Annotated in this window: 19 protein-coding genes and 1 tRNA gene; 11 read left to right on the top strand and 9 right to left on the bottom strand. The window is 67.5% G+C overall.

The genetic code is table 11. The annotated features are described in order from the left end of the window. Positions 1 to 32 precede the first annotated feature (32 nt). Positions 33 to 1,031: a cysteine synthase A gene (locus HNP47_RS06685; protein WP_184278824.1), complete on the top strand. Its 999-nt coding sequence runs from the start codon at positions 33 to 35 to the stop codon at positions 1,029 to 1,031. Positions 1,032 to 1,041: 10 nt separating this feature from the next. Here HNP47_RS06685 and HNP47_RS06680 read toward each other — a convergent pair whose 3' ends face one another. From HNP47_RS06680 to flgF, 7 genes are all read right to left on the bottom strand, one after another. Next, positions 1,042 to 2,799 (bottom strand): DUF885 family protein, encoded by a 1,758-nt coding sequence (locus tag HNP47_RS06680; protein WP_184278823.1) that lies wholly within the window; start codon positions 2,797 to 2,799, stop codon positions 1,042 to 1,044. Positions 2,800 to 2,879: 80 nt separating this feature from the next. After that, on the bottom strand, positions 2,880 to 3,380 hold the full coding sequence (locus HNP47_RS06675) for a hypothetical protein (RefSeq protein WP_221414927.1): 501 nt from the start codon (positions 3,378 to 3,380) through the stop codon (positions 2,880 to 2,882). Positions 3,381 to 3,391: 11 nt separating this feature from the next. Beyond that, positions 3,392 to 3,820 carry a hypothetical protein gene (locus HNP47_RS06670; protein ID WP_184278822.1) on the bottom strand — a complete coding sequence of 143 codons (429 nt, stop codon included), beginning with the start codon at positions 3,818 to 3,820 and terminating at the stop codon, positions 3,392 to 3,394. A 142-nt stretch (positions 3,821 to 3,962) separates the two neighbouring features. After that, complete coding sequence (gene flgH / locus HNP47_RS06665; RefSeq protein WP_055803887.1) at positions 3,963 to 4,685, bottom strand: flagellar basal body L-ring protein FlgH; 723 nt, start codon at positions 4,683 to 4,685, stop codon at positions 3,963 to 3,965. A 12-nt stretch (positions 4,686 to 4,697) separates the two neighbouring features. Next, complete coding sequence (locus tag HNP47_RS06660; RefSeq protein WP_184278821.1) at positions 4,698 to 5,312, bottom strand: flagella basal body P-ring formation protein FlgA; 615 nt, start codon at positions 5,310 to 5,312, stop codon at positions 4,698 to 4,700. Between the two features lie 4 nt (positions 5,313 to 5,316). Continuing rightward, positions 5,317 to 6,105, bottom strand: a complete 789-nt coding sequence (flgG, locus tag HNP47_RS06655) for a flagellar basal-body rod protein FlgG (protein WP_055754135.1) — start codon at positions 6,103 to 6,105, stop codon at positions 5,317 to 5,319. Positions 6,106 to 6,158: 53 nt separating this feature from the next. After that, positions 6,159 to 6,899, bottom strand: coding sequence for a flagellar basal-body rod protein FlgF (gene flgF / locus HNP47_RS06650; RefSeq protein WP_184278820.1), 741 nt, complete (start codon positions 6,897 to 6,899; stop codon positions 6,159 to 6,161). Between the two features lie 179 nt (positions 6,900 to 7,078). Here flgF and HNP47_RS06645 point away from each other — a divergent pair, with 179 nt between their 5' ends. The 8 genes from HNP47_RS06645 to HNP47_RS06610 all read left to right on the top strand — a co-directional run bounded on the left by HNP47_RS06645 (position 7,079) and on the right by HNP47_RS06610 (position 12,500). Next, positions 7,079 to 7,750, top strand: a complete 672-nt coding sequence (locus tag HNP47_RS06645) for a flagellar basal body-associated FliL family protein (RefSeq protein WP_184278819.1) — start codon at positions 7,079 to 7,081, stop codon at positions 7,748 to 7,750. A gap of 2 nt (positions 7,751 to 7,752) precedes the next feature. Continuing rightward, on the top strand, positions 7,753 to 8,796 hold the full coding sequence (fliM, locus tag HNP47_RS06640; RefSeq protein ID WP_017504455.1) for a flagellar motor switch protein FliM: 1,044 nt from the start codon (positions 7,753 to 7,755) through the stop codon (positions 8,794 to 8,796). Next, a complete protein-coding gene (locus tag HNP47_RS06635) occupies positions 8,796 to 9,377 on the top strand; it encodes a DUF6468 domain-containing protein (protein WP_184278818.1) in 582 nt (193 codons plus the stop codon). Before fliM ends, HNP47_RS06635 begins: the two co-directional genes overlap by 1 nt. Positions 9,378 to 9,394: 17 nt before the next feature. Further along, positions 9,395 to 10,315, top strand: a complete 921-nt coding sequence (locus HNP47_RS06630) for a MotE family protein (protein WP_184278817.1) — start codon at positions 9,395 to 9,397, stop codon at positions 10,313 to 10,315. A gap of 86 nt (positions 10,316 to 10,401) precedes the next feature. Further along, on the top strand, positions 10,402 to 10,542 hold the full coding sequence (locus tag HNP47_RS06625; RefSeq protein ID WP_155965911.1) for a hypothetical protein: 141 nt from the start codon (positions 10,402 to 10,404) through the stop codon (positions 10,540 to 10,542). A gap of 84 nt (positions 10,543 to 10,626) precedes the next feature. Beyond that, entirely contained in the window at positions 10,627 to 10,866 is a 240-nt protein-coding gene (locus tag HNP47_RS06620; RefSeq protein WP_045810378.1) for a DUF3297 family protein, read from the top strand. A 43-nt stretch (positions 10,867 to 10,909) separates the two neighbouring features. Beyond that, positions 10,910 to 12,355: a M20/M25/M40 family metallo-hydrolase gene (locus HNP47_RS06615; protein ID WP_184278816.1), complete on the top strand. Its 1,446-nt coding sequence runs from the start codon at positions 10,910 to 10,912 to the stop codon at positions 12,353 to 12,355. 58 nt (positions 12,356 to 12,413) lie between these two features. Further along, positions 12,414 to 12,500: transfer RNA gene (locus tag HNP47_RS06610), tRNA-Leu, on the top strand. A gap of 17 nt (positions 12,501 to 12,517) precedes the next feature. On the opposite strand, the gene HNP47_RS06605 is transcribed toward HNP47_RS06610, so the two are convergent. Beyond that, on the bottom strand, positions 12,518 to 13,927 hold the full coding sequence (locus HNP47_RS06605) for an SLC13 family permease (protein WP_184278815.1): 1,410 nt from the start codon (positions 13,925 to 13,927) through the stop codon (positions 12,518 to 12,520). A gap of 89 nt (positions 13,928 to 14,016) precedes the next feature. Between HNP47_RS06605 and HNP47_RS06600 the strand changes: the two genes are divergently transcribed. Then, complete coding sequence (locus tag HNP47_RS06600; RefSeq protein WP_184278814.1) at positions 14,017 to 14,835, top strand: hypothetical protein; 819 nt, start codon at positions 14,017 to 14,019, stop codon at positions 14,833 to 14,835. A 2-nt stretch (positions 14,836 to 14,837) separates the two neighbouring features. Here HNP47_RS06600 and HNP47_RS06595 read toward each other — a convergent pair whose 3' ends face one another. Continuing rightward, the gene (locus HNP47_RS06595) at positions 14,838 to 15,443 is read right to left on the bottom strand and encodes an isoprenylcysteine carboxylmethyltransferase family protein (protein WP_311770035.1); all 606 of its coding nucleotides are present in this window, start codon (positions 15,441 to 15,443) and stop codon (positions 14,838 to 14,840) included. Between the two features lie 83 nt (positions 15,444 to 15,526). Between HNP47_RS06595 and HNP47_RS06590 the strand changes: the two genes are divergently transcribed. Beyond that, on the top strand, positions 15,527 to 16,363 hold the full coding sequence (locus HNP47_RS06590) for a TonB-dependent receptor plug domain-containing protein (RefSeq protein WP_184278812.1): 837 nt from the start codon (positions 15,527 to 15,529) through the stop codon (positions 16,361 to 16,363). Positions 16,364 to 16,365: the final 2 nt, after the last annotated feature.

Here is a 16,365-nt window from a genome sequence, read left to right as displayed (position 1 = left end):
GCCCTGTTTCGACCTCGCCTGAAAGCCTCACCGTGTCCGCTACGTCATCCGTCATCGACCTGATCGGCAATACGCCGCTGGTGCGCCTGAACCGCCTGTCCGAGGCGACGGGCTGCGAAATCCTGGGCAAGGCCGAGTTTCTGAATCCCGGCGGTTCGATCAAGGATCGCGCGGCCCTGTCGATCGTGCAGGGCGCGCGGGCGTCGGGCGCGCTGAAACCTGGCGGGACGATCGTCGAGGGCACGGCCGGCAACACCGGCATCGGCCTGGCCCTGGTCGGCGCCGCCTTGGGTCATCCGGTCGTCATCGTCATTCCGCGCACCCAGTCCGAAGAGAAGAAGTCCGCCATCCGTTCGCTGGGCGCCCGTCTGGTCGAGGTGGACGCCGCGCCCTTCTCCAGCCCGAACCACTTCGTCCACTATTCCGGGCGTCTGGCCGCCGAGCTGAACGACAGCGAAGAGGCCGGGGCCATTTGGGCCAACCAGTTCGACAACACCGCCAACCGCGAGGCCCACTACAACACGACCGGCCCCGAAATCTGGACGCAGACAAACGGTCAGATCGACGCCTTCGTGTCGGCCGTCGGTTCGGGCGGGACCATCGCCGGCGTCGGCGCCTACCTCCGCGAACAGAAGCCGGATGTGACTATCGCCTTGGCCGATCCAGCAGGCGCGGCCATGTTCAACTGGTTCACCAAGGGCGAGATGACGGGCGAGGGATCGTCGATCACCGAGGGCATCGGCGTGGCCCGCATCACCGGCAATCTGGAAGGCTTCAAACCCGACTACGCCTATCGGATCGAGGATGCGGAGTTCCTGCCGATCCTGTTCGACCTGGTGAAGCACGAAGGTTTATCGCTGGGCGGATCGGCGGGGGTGAACATCGCCGGCGCGGTGCGGCTGGCGCGCGAGCTTGGGCCAGGCAAGACCATCGTGACCTGCCTATGCGATCCCGGCTCGCGCTATGCGTCCAAGCTGTTCAACCCGGAATTCCTGCGGTCGAAAGGTTTGCCGGAGCCGGATTGGGCGTAAGCCGCACAGCCTATTGTGACTTCTGCTCCGCGATCCAGGCGTCCATCCGCTGGTCCAACAGCGCCAGCGGGAGCGGACCTTCGACCAGCAGGGCGTCGTGGAAGGTGCGGATGTTGAACTTCGGCCCCAACTCCCGCTCGGCCCGCGCGCGGATCTCGCGCAGGCGGATCTCGCCGATCTTGTAGGCCGTGGCCTGGCCGGGCCAGCCGATATAGCGCTGCAGCTCGGTCTCGATATTGTGAGGCGCAAGGGCCGAGTTGTCGCGGAAACAGGCGCGGGCCTGTTCCTCGGTCCAGCCCATCCAGTGCAGGCCGGTGTCCGCGACCAACCGGCAGGCGCGCCACATCTCATAGGACAAGCGGCCGAACCGTTCGTAAGGCGTTCGGTAGAAGCCCATCTCTTCGCCCAGATATTCGGCGTAAAGCCCCCAGCCCTCGGTATAGGCGCTGACATTGGCCTGACGGCGGAAATAGGGTTGGCCGGGCGCCTCCTGCTGCAAGGCGATCTGGAGATGGTGGCCCGGAACGGCTTCATGCAGGGTCAGGGCGGGCAACTCATACAGCGGACGCTGATCCAGCTTGGACGTATTGACGATGTAATGGGCGGAAACGCCATTCTGCATCGAACCGCCGTTGTAGCGGCCGGTGGTATAGTTTTCCTCGATCTGGGGCGGCACGGGCTGCACGTCGTAGGTCAGGCGGGGCAGGGTGGCGAACAGAGGCGGCAGGCCGCCATCCGCACGCTTGGCCATTTCCGACGCCTGCTGCAACAGGGCCTCGCGGCTGGTCGCATAGAACTGAAGATCCGTGCGCAGGAAGTTCAGGAAGCCGGCGAAGTCGCCGGTCCAGCCCGACGCCTTCATTTCCACATCCATGCGGGCGCGGATGCGCGAGACCTCGTCCAGACCGATCTGGTGGATCTGGTCCGGCGTCAGGTCGGTCGTGGTGTGGCCACGCACCAGATAGGCGTAGAGCGCCTTGCCGCCAGGCCGATTGCCGATGCCCGGCTGGACCGGCGCCTTGGGCAGATAGTCCCTCTCGAGGAAGGCCAGCCAGGCCAGGCGTGCGGGAAGGATCGTTTCTGAAACCGCCGCCGTCGCCGCTGAAGTCAGGCGATCCTTATCCGCTTGAGACACGGTCGACGGCAGGGTCGCCAAGGGCTTCAGCAGCGGCTCGGCGTCCGGCTTGATCGCCACATCGTTTCGCGCCAGCGTCAGGGCGCTTTCGGTCACCGATCGCGCCTGGACCAGGCCGGTGTCCAGGCCGCGCCGGGCGTTGGCCGTCGTCTGGGCGTAGATTTGGCCGAAGCCCCGGATACGTTTGATATAGGCCTCGGCCTCCGCGACCGAGTTTAGTCGCGTGCTGCCGCCGACATAGAGCGCCCAGGTTCCGGGGCCGCCTTCGGAGTCGAACGCCAGGCGGCTGGTGTTGTAATCCAGCCCTTCCAGACTGCGCTTGAGCGTATAGAGCAGGAAGGCGTGGTTGATGCCGCCGGCGTGGGAAAGACTTGCCGGGTCGATGGCCGTCAGCCGCCGCACGAACCCTTCCAGCGGCGCGCGCTGGGCCAGTTCGAATTCCCGCGACAGGTCAGGCACCCGGCCCATCGCCTCCACATCGCCCTCTCCGCCGGCCGAGATTGGATCGACCGACTTCAGGTAGGTCTCGTAGTCGGCGATGACGGCGTTCAGCGCGGCGTCTGCCGGGGCGGTTGCGACGGCGGCAGGCGGCGTCTGCGCGGCGGCCGCAATCGGCGAACCAGCCGCAAGCATGGCTGCGATAGCCAGATAAGAAATCTTAATGACGCCCCCTCCTGTCAGGAGAGGCACGCAAGCCGAGCAGAGCCGATGCGTCAACCGCAGACGGTGAAGAACCGCTCGATTTGCGCCTTTGCAGCGGGATGGGCGGCGTAGACTTGACGTTCGTCGTCAGCCCAGGCGGCGATCCAGCCCAGACGGCGGAAGCGTTGGAAGACTGGATCCTTGGTCTTCGCCTGAGCCGTTAGCAGTTCGCCGTCATGCACGACGGCTGGCTCGGATGCAGCGCGATAGCGCTCGGTGTCGCCGCCGGACTCCAAGTGGATTTCGCGGCCCGGCTTGTCGCTGGAGGACGTTAGTTCCAGCGCGCTCGATCCCACCTGGCAGGCGAGCCGAAGTTTGACCTCGTCGCTGTTGGCGACGCCGTAGGCCAGCATGGCCTCCTGACCATCGGTGTTCAGGAACCAGTCGTAACCGGGCGTCGGAGCCGGGGCAGACGCGGTCGCCGCCGAGCCGGCTGCGGGCATCGGGGCCTGGGTCGCGCAAGCCGCGAGCGCCGACACGGCGATCAAGGCTGATATCAAGCGAAGACGCATGCGTGACTCCCTCAGCCGGCGCAGCGATCGGCGAAGCGACGCAGCTTGGCCATGTGCGGACGTTCGACGGTGATCGTGCTGGCGTCGTCGCCGACGGCGATCGTCATCCGGCCGTTCGCCACGAAGGCGGAAAAGGCGGGGTGATCGACGGGGATTGCCGTTTCCAGCTTGCCGCCGCGCCCGACGCGCGCCTCGCTGGTCGCCGTCGACCCGCCTGAGGTGATGCGGGCGAAGCCGGCGGACGCATCCTCGCCATAGACCGCGACCGAGACCGCGCCCGAACCCGGCAGGCATTGCAGCGTCGCGCGCAGGTTGGCGGTGTCGGGGATGTCGTTGGCCAGCACCATCGGTCCCTCGCCCTCGTACAAGCTCCAGGTCCAGCCTGCGCCGGGCGCAGTCTGTATCGCGGCCGCCATCAGGGCGGAGAGTATAAGCATCATGTGTCAGCCCCCGCCGACGACGCGCAGCGCCGCGTCGCCTTGAATGTCGTCAGACGCGGCTGTGACCGCAAGAGATCAGACGACCGCATGTCCTTTGAACGCGGTTATCCGTCCGCAGTTCAACCTGCAGGGTCAGCGCGCGTTAGAACGGGCTGAAGCGTTCCGCCAGCGCCTGACCCACGGGCGGGGCCTGGACGCGGCTGACGTCGCCGCGACCGCCGTAGGAGATGCGCGCCTCCGCGATCTGGGTGTGGTTGATAGCGTTGGCCGACGAGATGTCCTCGGGGCGGACGATGCCGGCGACGGTCAGTTCGCGGACCTCGCGGTTGGTGCGCACTTCCTGCCGACCCTGGATCACCAGATTGCCGTTGGCCAGGACGTCCGTGACGACGGCGGCGATGGTCAGCGACACCTTCTCGGCGCGGGTGACCGAACCATTGCCAGACGACTTCAGATCGCCTTCCATGCCGACCATCTTCGACGGATCGAAGCCGCCGGGGAAGGCGCGGCCCAGGCTGCTTTCCAGGCCGAACAGATTGCTGACGCCGGCGTTGATCTCGTTGGAGCGCGAGCGCTGGGTTGAGTTCTGGGTCTGTGCGCGATCGTCGATGTCGATCTTGACCGTCAGGATGTCGCCGATGTGGCGTGCGCGCTGGTCGCCGAAGAAGGTGCGGGCGCCCGTGCGCCACAGGCTGTTGGCGCTGGCCGGCGCGGTCTCGCGCGCGGGCAGATAGGCCTGCTGCGCTGGGATCAGGGCGGCGGGATATCCGATGGGGGCCAGTTCCGGACCGCGCACCGTTTCGGCGACGGTCGAGCAGGCGGCGAGCGGGGCGAGGGCGGCGAGGATCAGGACGGCTTTACGCATGACTTGGATTCCCTAGCGGGCGGCGAACTGTTGGGGATTGGCGCGGGCCATGTCGGCGCCGGGGCCGGCGATGGCCTGGCCGGGGCCGGAGGCGACCGCGTCGATGACGCGGTTGGACGTGGTGTTCATGATGGCGACCGGCTCGCCCAGACCGGCGCTGCGCATGGCCTTGCCCATGACGGCCAGGTTCACGCCGCCGACCTGATAGGAGACGCGCACCATATCGTTGCGGGCGATGACCTGCGGCGCGGCGCCGGGACGATAGGCGGCGCGGGCGATGGGCTGGACGGCCTGGACGGCGTCCGTCGGCGCGGCCACGGCCTCTGTCTGAACGGGTCCGGCCGATCGGCGCACGGCGACGCGGCGCAGGCCGTTCGGATTGCTCCAGTCCAGGCCCGCCTGACGCGCCTGGGCCTGAAGCTGACCGGCGTCCAGCACGACCGAGGGACCGACGCGCTCGGCGACAGCGACATTGGCTGCGGCGCCCGCGCCCTCGAAGATGTCGCCCAGGGTGACGCGGCCGTCGTCGTCCACGGGGTTGGCGCGCAGGACGACCGGGTTGGCGAGAGCGGCGCTGGCCAACGCGCTGACGGCGGCGGCGAGCAGCAGGGAGCGGATGGTGGTCATGGCCCTAGCCCTTCACTTGCGAAGCGACCGACAGCATCTGGTCGGCGGTGCTGATGACCTTGGAGTTCATCTCATAGGCGCGCTGCGCCACGATCAGGGCGCTGATCTCCGCCACCGCATCCACGTTCGACGCCTCGGTGTAGGACTGCATGATCTGGCCGTAGCCAGCGTCCCCGGGCGTCCCGACGATCGCCGGCCCGGACGCGGCGGTCTCCAGCAGCAGGTTGTCGCCAATAGCTTCCAGGCCGGCTTCATTGAAGAAGCTCGCCAGTTCGATCTGCCCGACCGTGGTCGGGGCGGGCTGTCCGGCCTGGGTCACCTGAACCAGACCGGTCTTGGAGATCGACACCTTGGTGGCGTCCTGCGGGATGGTGATCGCCGGCTCCAGCAGATAGCCGTCGTCGGTCACCATCTGGCCCTCCGGGTTGACCTGCAGATTGCCGGCGCGGGTGTAGGCCTTTTCGCCAGAAGGCAGGCTGATCTGGAAATAGCCCTTGCCGTCGATAGCCATGTCGTAAGGGTTGCCGGTCGCCTGGGGCGTGCCCTGTTCTGTGATCCGATAGACGGCCCCGGCCTTGACGCCCGCGCCGATCTGGATGCCGGTCGGAACCACGGTGCCGGAGGCCGAGGACTGGGCCCCCATGCGCTCGACGTTCTGATAGAGCAGATCCTGAAACTCGGCGCGCTGCTTCTTGAAGCCCACCGTGTTCATGTTGGCGATGTTGTTGGAGATGACCTCCACGTTCAGCTGCTGGGCGGCCATGCCCGAGGCTGCGGTTCTCAGAGCGCGCATTGTTGTTCTCCCTATCGCTCGACGCTCGGCGTCTCGCTACTTGAGGGGCTCCCTTAAGCGGCCTTGCCGAGGCGCTCGACGGCGCGACGGCTCAGGTCAGTGGTGTTCTCGATCAGCTTGGAAATGCTCTCGTAGGCGCGGCTGATCTCGACGAGATTGGTGATTTCGATCAACGGATTGACGTTGGAGGACTCCAGCGAGCCCTGATGAACCTGGGCGTCGGCGGCCTCGATCGGCTGGGCGTTGGACGTATTGCGGTAGAGGCTGTCGCCGCCCTTTTCGAGCACGCCCAGCGTATCGAAACGCACGACCGACAGCCGGCCGGTGACCTGTCCGTTCTGGGTGATGGTGCCGTCAGCGCCGACGCTGGGCGCGCCAAGCGCTGGGTCCAGCACGATCTCCGCGCCGCCGCCCAAAACAGCCTGACCCTGTTTGGTGGTCAAACGCCCTTCCGGGTCGAGGGTGAAGGCGCCGTCACGGGTGTAGGCCTCGCCATTGGCGCCGTCGCGCACAGTGAAGAAGGCGCCTTCGCCTGAAATGGCGAAGTCCAGCGAGCGGCCCGTCTGCTGCATCGAGCCCTGGCCGAAGTCGCGACCGACGCCGTTGTCCAGCACGAAGCTGGCCGACGGGCGGATCGAGTCGTTGCGCGCGCGCTGCCCGATCTCGGTGCCCAGCATCAGCTGCTCGACCTTGAAGCCGGTGGTGTTGGCGTTGGCGACGTTGTTGGCCACGATGTCCAGTTCGCGACGCAGCGTCATCTGGCGTGACAGTCCGATATAGGCGGCGTTTTCCACGAGAGGCGTGCTCCTTCGCCTCAGCCTCTCGCAACGGCCGTGCCAACAGGGTTAATCGAGGCGGAATGCGGGTTTGAGCGGATCGGGTCCGTTCCGACCCGGCAAATCCTGCCCATTGTAAACGTCGCGTTAACCAAACCGGACGATCCTCGTCATGAGAGAGTCTCCGGGGCGCGCGCATGTTCAAGTTCGGCAAGAAGAAGGGTGCGCCTGCGGCCGACGCCGACGCCAACCTGCCGGCGGTGACCGAAGGCGAGGCCGCCGAGGGCGACGCCGCCGCGCCTAAGAAAAAGAAAATCCCGTTGCTGTTCATCATCGCGCCGGTCGCCTTGCTGGTGTTGGGCGGCGGGGGCGCGGCGGCCTTCTTCATGCTGAAGCCCAAGCCTGCCGAAGCGCACGGCGCCGAAGCCGAAGCCGGCCACGGAGAAGAGAAGGCCGACAAGAAGGCCGAGGGCAAGGAAGAGAAGAAGGAAGGCGGCGGTCACGGCGGCGGCAAGGAAGGCGAGGCCGATCCTGCGCTGGGCGTCATCGCCGCGGGGCCGGATGGCGTCACCTTCTACACATTGCCCGACATGGTCATGAACATTCAGTCGCCCGACGGCCGTCCGACCTTCCTGAAGCTGAAGCTGACGCTGGAAATGCAGGACGCCGAGGTGGCGACCCACCTGCAGGAAGAGATGCCGCGTCTGCAGGATATGTTCACCGGCTTCGTGCGCGAACTGCGCCCTGAGGATCTCAGCGGCTCGGCCGGCACCTATCAGCTGCGCGCCGAGATCCTGCGCCGCGTCAATCTGATCGCCGCTCCGGGCAAGGTAGACGCCGTGCTGATCGAAGAAATGCTGGTGCAATAGGCATGACGGACGCAGCGCAACTCGATCCTTTCGGCGGTCTGGGCGATCCTGGCGACGCCCTGTCCGAACGCGTCCTGAACCAGGACGAGATCGACAGCCTGCTGGGCTTCGACCTGGGCGACGACGACGGTTCCGAACGCTCGGGCATCCGCGCCATCATCAACTCCGCGCTCGTCAGCTACGAGCGTCTGCCGATGCTGGAGATCGTGTTCGACCGACTGGTGCGGTTGATGACGACCAGCCTTCGCAACTTCACCTCCGACAACGTCGAAGTCAGCCTGGACAATATCTCGTCGATCCGGTTCGGCGACTATCTGAACTCGATCCCTCTGCCGGCCATCCTGGCGGTGTTTCGCGCCGAGGAGCTGGATAACTACGGTCTGCTGACGGTCGATTCCAACCTGATCTATTCGATTGTCGACGTGCTGCTGGGCGGTCGTCGCGGCACGGCGGCGCTGCGCATCGAAGGCCGGCCCTACACCACCATCGAGCGGGTGCTGGTGCAGCGGATGGTCGAGGTCGTGCTGAACGACGCCCGCCAGGCGTTCGAGCCGTTGACCCCGGTCCACTTCAACCTGGACCGGCTGGAGACCAACCCGCGCTTCGCCGCCATCGCGCGCCCCGCCAACGCCGCCATCCTGATCAAGCTGCGGATCGACATGGAGGATCGCGGCGGTCGCATCGAACTGCTGCTGCCCTATGCGACGCTGGAGCCGATCCGCAAGATGCTGCTGCAGCAGTTCATGGGCGAGAAGTTCGGCCGCGACAACATCTGGGAAGGCCACTTGGCCACCGAGATATGGACGACCGAAACCGAAGTCCGCGCGGTCCTGGACGAACAGCAGATGCCCCTGTCCAGCGTGCTGAACCTCAAGGTCGGCGACACGATGATGCTGAACGCCACGCCGGATTCCGAGGTTTCGATCCGCGCCGGATCCATTCCGCTGACCACCGGCCGCATGGGTCGCAAGGGCCAGCACATCGCCATACGCGTCGAAGGACCGGTCAATCCGGAAGTCGCCGCCCGCCTGGGAGTGAACGTCTGATGGCCGGAATGATCATGGACGGCGTGCTGATGGTGCTGCTGATCGCGGCGGTCGGCTACGGCATCAAGCTGGAACGCAAGCTGGCCGCCCTGCGCGCCGGACAGCTGGCCTTCGCCCAGGCTGTCACAGAACTGAACGCCGCCGCCGGCCGCGCCGAAAACGCGCTGGCCACCCTTCGCGCCTCGGGCCAGGAAACGGACCTGCTTCACGACCGGATCATCAAGGCGCGTGAGGTCAAGGCCCAGCTGGAGACCCTGATCGCCCGCGCGCCGGCAGTGGCGCCGGCGCGGATCGTCGAGGACGAACCCGTCCGTCGCGCGCCCCCGGCCGCCCTGGCTTCGGCGCCGGCCGCAACCGAAGACGAAGAGCGGGCCGAACGCATGGCGGCTCTTGCTCAACGCATCCAGGGACTGGCCAGCCCCTCTTCGAACCGTCGCAATGAAGCGGCGGCGCCCGCAGGGCGCGACAATGTCGCCGCCATCGTTCAGGCCCTGACGGCCGGACGCTCCGCTAACCATTCCGCCAAACAAAGCCTCAACGCCGCGCGTCGTAATCTCGACGACGACCTGTTCGCCGCCTGAGTTCGGAACCCCATTTCATGGCCCGCCTTCCCCGCATCCTGCCCCTGATCGCTATCGCCATCGGCGGGGTCGTCGCCGTGCGCGCCGTCGGCGTCGCGCCTGGCCTGTTCGACGGGGCCAAGGCCTGGGCCGAGGAGGCGGTTCCCGTTGCGGCCGGCGCGCCGCCCAAGCCGGCTTTGCCCGGCACCTGTTCCGCCCTGTCTCCCGAACAACTGGCCCAGCAGGCGGGGATTTCGCCGGCCGAGCTGAAGATCATCCAATCGTTGTCGCAGCGCCGCGCGGCGCTGGATGCGCGTGATCAGGACTTCGCCACCACCCTGCCGCTGATGGTCGCCGCCGAGCAGAAGCTGGACGCGAAGGTCAAGGCGCTGGAAGCTTTGAAGGCCGAGATGAAGCAGATGCTCGGCCAGGTCGACGAGCGCGAGAAGGCCGAGATCGATCGTCTGGTTCAGGTCTATTCCGCCATGCGTCCCAAGGAGGCCGCCCCGGTCATGGCCGCGCTGGAGGACCGGGTGCGCCTGCCGGTCGCCGCCGCCATGCGTCCGCGCACCCTGGCCGCCATCATGGCCCAGATGAGCGCCCCGCAGGCCAAGGAGCTGACGGAAAAGCTGGCCGCCCGCTTCCAGGCCCAGCAGATGGCCGCCCGCGCCGCCGCCGCCGAAGGCACGCCCCCTCCGGCCGCCGCGCCTGCCGCTGCTGCGCCTGCCGCCACGACCCCGCCCGCGACACCGACGGCTCAGCCCGCCGCCGCCCCGACGACCCGTCCGACGCCGCGCCCGGCCGCCAACCGTCCCGCTGCGCGACCGGCGGCTCGCCCGGCCGCGACCCCGGCGCGTCGTCCCGCCGCCACGCCTGCGGCTGCTCCCACTGCGACCGGCCCGCAGGCCTATCAGCCGTCAGCCGCGCCCAACGCACAGCCCCGTCAAACTGTGCAGTAACCTTAAGTGTGATCTTGGCGCTGACGTTTCGTCTCGACAGCGCGCACTGTTCGACCAATGATCTTCGAACGCTCCGTCAGAGAGCGATGACATCGAGGATCCGCGCCATGATCGGCGAACTGCTTTACGTCGCGCACCGCATGCGCCGGGCCATCATACTCGCCGTTCCGGCGGTCGGAACCGTGATGATGGCCGCTGTCGCCCAGCACTATCACCTGCTGCCGTAGTTCATTGAGCCCGGTTTCGGATTGGCAGGGCGCGCCTGCGCGTCTATCACCGCGCCTTCCCGAGATCTGAGCCCGACCAACGCCATGTCCGACACGCCCCCCGATCGCCTTTCGGTCGACCCGTCCAGCCCGCATCACGATGCAGAGGTTCTGCAACGCGGTGTCGGCATTCGCTTCAAGGGCGAAGAGAAGACCAATGTCGAGGAATACTGCGTGTCCGAAGGCTGGGTGCGCCTGGCGCTCGGCAACCGCGTGGATCGCAAGGGCAAGGCCCTGACCGTGAAACTGCAGGGTCCGGTCGAACCCTATTTCCAGAACGACTGAACCTACCTAGGGTCCGGCTCTCATCTGAGTCCGGAGCCTGCCTATGTCCATCCGTCTGCTGACCGCCAGCGCCGTCGCCCTGGGTCTTGTCGCCGTGACCCCGGCGGCCCATGCACAGGATGCGGCGACGGTGCAGCAGGCGATCGTGGTGCGCGATGCCGCGATGCGCTCGAACATCGCCATGGACTATGTCACCCAGCTGACGACGCGGTTCGGCGCGCGCCCGGCGGGTTCGCGCTCCGAGCAGCAGGCCGCCGCCTGGGCCGCCGACTATCTGCGCGCCAACGGCTTCCAGAACGTCCGCATCGAAGAGTTCCCGCTGGTCGGCTGGGAGCGGGGTGAAAGCTCGGCCGCCATCGTCGGAGACAACGCCCAGGCCCTGGTCGCTGCGGCTCTGGGCCACTCGCCAGCCACGCAGAGGGGCGGTGTCGAGGCGGAGATCGTGCGGTTCTCCACCTTCGAAGACCTGCAGGCCGCGCCCGAGACCGCCGTCCGCGGCAAGATCGTCTATGTCGATCTGGGCCAGATGCACCCGATGCAGGACGGCTCCGGCTACGGTCCCCAGACCCGCGTGCGCGGCGCCGGCCCCGGCGTGGCGGCGGCCAAGGGCGCGGCGGCCTTTGTCATGCGTTCGGTGGGCTCCGACGAGGACCGGATGCCGCACACCGGCACGACCCGCTACGTTGATGGCAAGCCGACCATTCCCGCCTTCGCCCTGGCCGCGCCCGACGCCGATCAGGTCAGCCGCCTGGTCGCCCTGGGGCAGCCGGTGCGCATGCGCCTGACCTCGACCGCGCGCACCTATCGCACCACCAGCCAGAACGTGATCGGCGATCTGCCGGGCGCCACGCGGCCTGACGAGATTATCGTCCTGGGGTCACACATGGACAGTTGGGACTTGGGCACCGGCGCCATCGACGACGGGGCAGGGGGCGCTATCACCATCGCCGCCGCCAAGGCCATCGCAGACAGCGGCCGTCGCCCGGCCCGCACCCTGCGCGTCATCTTCTACGGTTCGGAAGAAGTGGCCCAGCCGACCGCCCAGACCGGCAACGGCGGCGGCGTCTACGCGCGCGGCCAGGGCGCGGCGCTGGACAAGCACATCATCGCCGGCGAGAGCGATTTCGGCGCCGACCGCGTCTATGCCCTGCGCCTGCCCGCCGGCGCGCAAGGCTCGGACTTCCAGAAGGCCGCGACCCGCGTCCTCTATCCGATCGGCGTCCTGGCCTCCGATCGCGTCGAGACCGAAGGCGGCGTCGACGTCGGACCGATGGGCCCCCTGGGCGTGCCCTTCTTCGGCCTGGCTCAGGACGGAACCCGCTACTTCGACCTGCACCACACCGCCAACGACACCCTGGACAAGGTCGACCCGGCGCAACTCAACCAGAACGTCGCCGCCTGGGCCGGCCTGCTGTGGCTGATCGCCGACTCGGACGTGGACTTCCGGGCGATGAAGCCCGCGCCCGCGCCGGCGGCCCCGACACGCTGACGACTTGGAGACCCGGCCCGGTTCCGTCTATAGGAGCCGAACCGGGCCAGACCGGGCTGCGGGCGTGGCGAAACTGGTAGACGCAGCAGACTTAAAATCTGCCGGACGAAAGTCCTTGCCGGTTCAAGCCCGGCCGCCCGCACCAATCTGACAACTAGACGATCAGAATGGGAAGAAGATCGGGATGGCGACCATGGCCGCGATCCAGGTGATCAGGTTCAGGGGCAGGCCGACGCGGACGAAGTCCATGTAGCTGTAGCCGCCCATGTTGAAGACCAGCACATTGGTCTGATAGCCGAACGGGGTGGCGAAGGCGGCAGAGGCTGCCATCATGACGCACACCAGGAAGGGGCGGGGATCCACGCCCAGGCTTTCGGCCAAGGCCACGGCGATGGGGGTGATCAGGACCGCGACCGTGGCGTTGGACAGCAGTTCGGTGGCGAACAACGTCACCCCGTAAAGTACGATCAGGGCGCCCAGCGGCCCCAGCGGCCGGATCACGCCGATCAGAAGATCCGCGCCAGCAGACGCCAGACCCGTGACCTCGATCGCCGTGCCGACCACGACCATGCCCGCGATAAGCAGCAGGATTTCGGGGCGCAGTCCGGCATAGGCCTCTTCGGGCGTGATGACGCGCAGCAGGATCAACCCGACGGCTCCGGCGAAGGCTGAGGCGGCGATCGGCGCCCATCCCAGCGCAGCCGACAGGATCACCAAAACAAACACGCCGAGCGAGATCGCAGCAGGCCTCAACCGCAGCGGACGATCGGCGGCGCCATACAGTTCAACGTCCCCAAGATGCGCATCGCCCGATCCATCGACCTGATTTCGTGATCCGCCCAGGCGCGGCAGGCCGAACGGAAGCAGGCGCTTGCGACGATTGATGGCCTCGGCCTCTGCGCGGCGACGCGCCTCTTCCATTTCCGCCAGGCGCGCGGCTTCCGCCTCATCCCTGGCGACGGATCGGCCGAGTTGGCGCGCGCCCACGAAATAGAGCCACAGGCCGCCGACGACTGCGATGGCCAGACCCACGGGGGTGATCTCGAACAGGCCGAACACCGGCTGGCCGGCGTTGCGGGCCATGTCGTTGACGAGCAGGTTGGTGGATGTCCCGATCAGCGTCAGCAGACCGCCCATGACCGTGACGTGGCTGAGCGGCATCAGAAAGCGTTTGGGCGACAGGCGCAGCGACTGGGCCACGTCGCGGATCACCGGCGCGGCCAAGACCACCACAGGGGTGTTGTTCAGAAAGCCGCCGACCGAACCGCACAGGCCGATGACGATCCAGATGCCCCGGGCGCCGATCCGGGCGGAAAGCTGCGTCGCCTGTCGGATCAGCCAGCCCAAGAGGCCGGACAGTTCAACGGCGTAGGCGATGACGAACAGGCCGGCCAAGGCGATGACCGCGGGACTGGCGAAGGCGCCCTGCACCTCGACCGGACGCACGACGCCCAGCAGCAGAAGGACGGCGGCGCCGGTCAAGGCGACGACGTCGGCCCGCATCTTGCCGTGAATCAGGACGCCCACGACGGCGACGAGCACGGCGAGGGCGGCGATCTGGTCGAAAGTCATGATGCTGTGCAGACCGTTCCCCGTCCTTCGCGTCAACCTTTTTCGGGTGAGCGCATCCCCCTCAGCGGTTCGCGTGTTAGGGTGGTTCCATGCCCGATCCGATTGCGTCGCCTCGTCTTTCGCTCGTCGCGCTCGCGGCGTCCCTTCTGGCGCTCGCCGCCTGCCAGCGTGAGCCGCAGCCCGCGCCTGCTCCGGCTGCAAAATCCGAATCGCCGCCGGTCGTGACGGTCGCGCCTGCCCCTGTTCTGGACCGTGCTGGCCTGCTCGAGGCCATGGACATCGCCGCCTCGGCCTTCGCCGCAGGGCGCGAGGTCGGCGGCGCGTCTCTGGCCGGGCGACGCTTTGTTATGCGTCAGCCCTTTGGGTGCGGTGAGCCTAATGACGCTGCTGAGACAGCGACGGACGGACTGGCGACCGTGGCTTGGGCGAAAGACCGCCAGACATTAAGGTTTAGCCTGGCGCCGACGGATTGGCTGCAGTCTGGTCTGATTGGACGCGACGACAGCGGCCTGGAGGCGGTCGAAGGATTCTGGCTGGAACGGCCGTGGCTGCGCACCGAGGCCTGCCCGGCGATGGCGCCCGGCGCCTCGACGTCCGACCAGCCTTCGCCTCAGACGCTGGGTCTGGCCGCCGTGTTCAAGGCGAACGGCGCGCGGACCGGCCGCCGTAATGGTCGCGCCTATGAGTTCACGTTGCGTGGCGAGGACGGTCAACCACCCGTGCCGTCGGCGCAAGGATACCGTCTTGTCCTCGAGGGCCGGATGACCGCCTTCGCCGACGGCCGTGCCATCCACTGCCGGACCGCCGCCGCCGATCAACGGCCGGTTTGCATCGGCGCAGTGCAACTCGACCGCGTCGCCTTCGAAGACGCCGACGGCCAGACGCTCAGCGAATGGCGCGACGGTTAGGGCTAGAACAGGCTGATCGAAAAACCGATCAACCCTGATGACTGCAGGCGTTCGATGCCTTCCATGACGGGGATGGCGGCGAGGAAGACCAGGCCGTCGCGCAGGGTGCGGACGAAGAAGGCGGGACGGATGGTCAGTTCCTCGGCGTCGCGCCAGCGGGCGGGATTGGGCAGGAAGCGCGGCGTGCGGGCGCAATAGGCGGCATAGGGCGCGCCGAAATGTTCGGCCAGCCAGGCCTCTTCGCGGCCAACCGTGCGCAGGAAGATGAGGAAGGTCGCCACGGCGAAGATCGCGCCGATCGTCACGCTGCCGGTTTGGGCGCCGACGCCGAAGGCGCCGATGAAGCTGAAGACATACAGTGGGTTACGCGTGATGGAATAGGGGCCACGGTCGACGATCTCGGCCTTCTTGCGTCCGCCGATATAGAGCGAGCACCAGGCGCGGCCGACGATGGCGACGATGATCGCGGCCAGGCCCAGGGCCTCGACGCCCTCGTGCCAGTCGCCGTGAGGGCGGCGACCGAGTGAACGTTGCCGGTCGGGACGATGATGGTCAGCGCCCGTGACCCCGACGACCCTGGATGAAGTCGTGGTGACGGCGTCACGCACGGACAATCTGCTGCTGTCGCGCGCCCCCTACAGCCTGTCGTCGCTGGACGGGGTGGCGCTGGAACGGGCCGGGGTCAGCGACCTTGACGGCGTCGCCGCGCGCGTTTTCGGGCCTGACGGTCACCAATCTGGGGCCGGGACGCGACAAGCTCTTCATTCGCGGCCTGGCGGACGGACCCGTCGCTGGACAGGCGCAAAGCCTGATCGGGCTCTATCTCGACGACGTGCGCCTGACCTACGACGCGCCTGACCCGGCGTTGCGCTTGGCCGACATCGAACGTGTCGAGGTTCTCCGCGGGCCGCAAGGGGCGCTGTACGGCGCCGGTTCGATGGGCGGCGTCGTTCAGATGGTCAGCCGCGCGCCGGACCTGGACGGCGTCTATGGGCGCGTGACGGCGGAGGGGGCTCTGACGGCCGGCGGCGCGCCGGGCGACGCCGTCGAACTGATGATCAACGCCCCGATCCTTCGCGATCGCCTGGCGGTCCGCGTCGTCGGCTATGACGAACGGGTCGGGGGCTACATCGATGACGAGGCCCTCGGACTGAGCAATACCGGCGGCATGCATCGGCAGGGGCTGAGGGCGGCGGCGCTGCTGCGTCTGAACCCCGGCTGGACCTTGAAGGCGAGCGTCCTGGCCCAGACCATCGACGTCGACGACAGCCAGTACGCCAACCTGGGCGCCCACGAACCCTATGCGCGTCGTCGCAGCCTGACGGAGCCCAGCCGCAACGATTTCGACGGCGTCTGGGCCTCGGTGGATGGAGATCTGGGCTGGGCGCGGCTGCGGGCCTCGTCCAGCGTTCAGTCGCACAGGCTTGATGCGCGATACGATGCGACGCCTGCGGCCGGACTGTTCGGGCTACGGGAACAGCGGCGCTGGACCAGGCCGACGACCTGTCGGCAGCGGTGCATGAGGTAAGA

This window comes from Brevundimonas vesicularis, from assembly GCF_014204545.1.
GTDB lineage: Bacteria > Pseudomonadota > Alphaproteobacteria > Caulobacterales > Caulobacteraceae > Brevundimonas > Brevundimonas vesicularis_B.
Note: the sequence above shows the minus strand (reverse complement) of the source record. Positions and strands in the feature narration are given on the sequence as shown.

Coding starts and splice junctions, on each gene's coding strand:
- HNP47_RS06680 (WP_184278823.1), bottom strand. CDS start 2,799: ATGCTTGCGGCTGGTTCGCCGATTGCGGCCGCCGCGCAGACGCCGCCT.
- HNP47_RS06675 (WP_221414927.1), bottom strand. CDS start 3,380: ATGCGTCTTCGCTTGATATCAGCCTTGATCGCCGTGTCGGCGCTCGCG.
- HNP47_RS06670 (WP_184278822.1), bottom strand. CDS start 3,820: ATGATGCTTATACTCTCCGCCCTGATGGCGGCCGCGATACAGACTGCG.
- flgH (WP_055803887.1), bottom strand. CDS start 4,685: ATGCGTAAAGCCGTCCTGATCCTCGCCGCCCTCGCCCCGCTCGCCGCC.
- HNP47_RS06660 (WP_184278821.1), bottom strand. CDS start 5,312: ATGACCACCATCCGCTCCCTGCTGCTCGCCGCCGCCGTCAGCGCGTTG.
- flgG (WP_055754135.1), bottom strand. CDS start 6,105: ATGCGCGCTCTGAGAACCGCAGCCTCGGGCATGGCCGCCCAGCAGCTG.
- HNP47_RS06645 (WP_184278819.1), top strand. CDS start 7,079: ATGTTCAAGTTCGGCAAGAAGAAGGGTGCGCCTGCGGCCGACGCCGAC.
- fliM (WP_017504455.1), top strand. CDS start 7,753: ATGACGGACGCAGCGCAACTCGATCCTTTCGGCGGTCTGGGCGATCCT.
- HNP47_RS06635 (WP_184278818.1), top strand. CDS start 8,796: ATGGCCGGAATGATCATGGACGGCGTGCTGATGGTGCTGCTGATCGCG.
- HNP47_RS06630 (WP_184278817.1), top strand. CDS start 9,395: ATGGCCCGCCTTCCCCGCATCCTGCCCCTGATCGCTATCGCCATCGGC.
- HNP47_RS06625 (WP_155965911.1), top strand. CDS start 10,402: ATGACATCGAGGATCCGCGCCATGATCGGCGAACTGCTTTACGTCGCG.
- HNP47_RS06620 (WP_045810378.1), top strand. CDS start 10,627: ATGTCCGACACGCCCCCCGATCGCCTTTCGGTCGACCCGTCCAGCCCG.
- HNP47_RS06615 (WP_184278816.1), top strand. CDS start 10,910: ATGTCCATCCGTCTGCTGACCGCCAGCGCCGTCGCCCTGGGTCTTGTC.
- HNP47_RS06605 (WP_184278815.1), bottom strand. CDS start 13,927: ATGACTTTCGACCAGATCGCCGCCCTCGCCGTGCTCGTCGCCGTCGTG.
- HNP47_RS06600 (WP_184278814.1), top strand. CDS start 14,017: ATGCCCGATCCGATTGCGTCGCCTCGTCTTTCGCTCGTCGCGCTCGCG.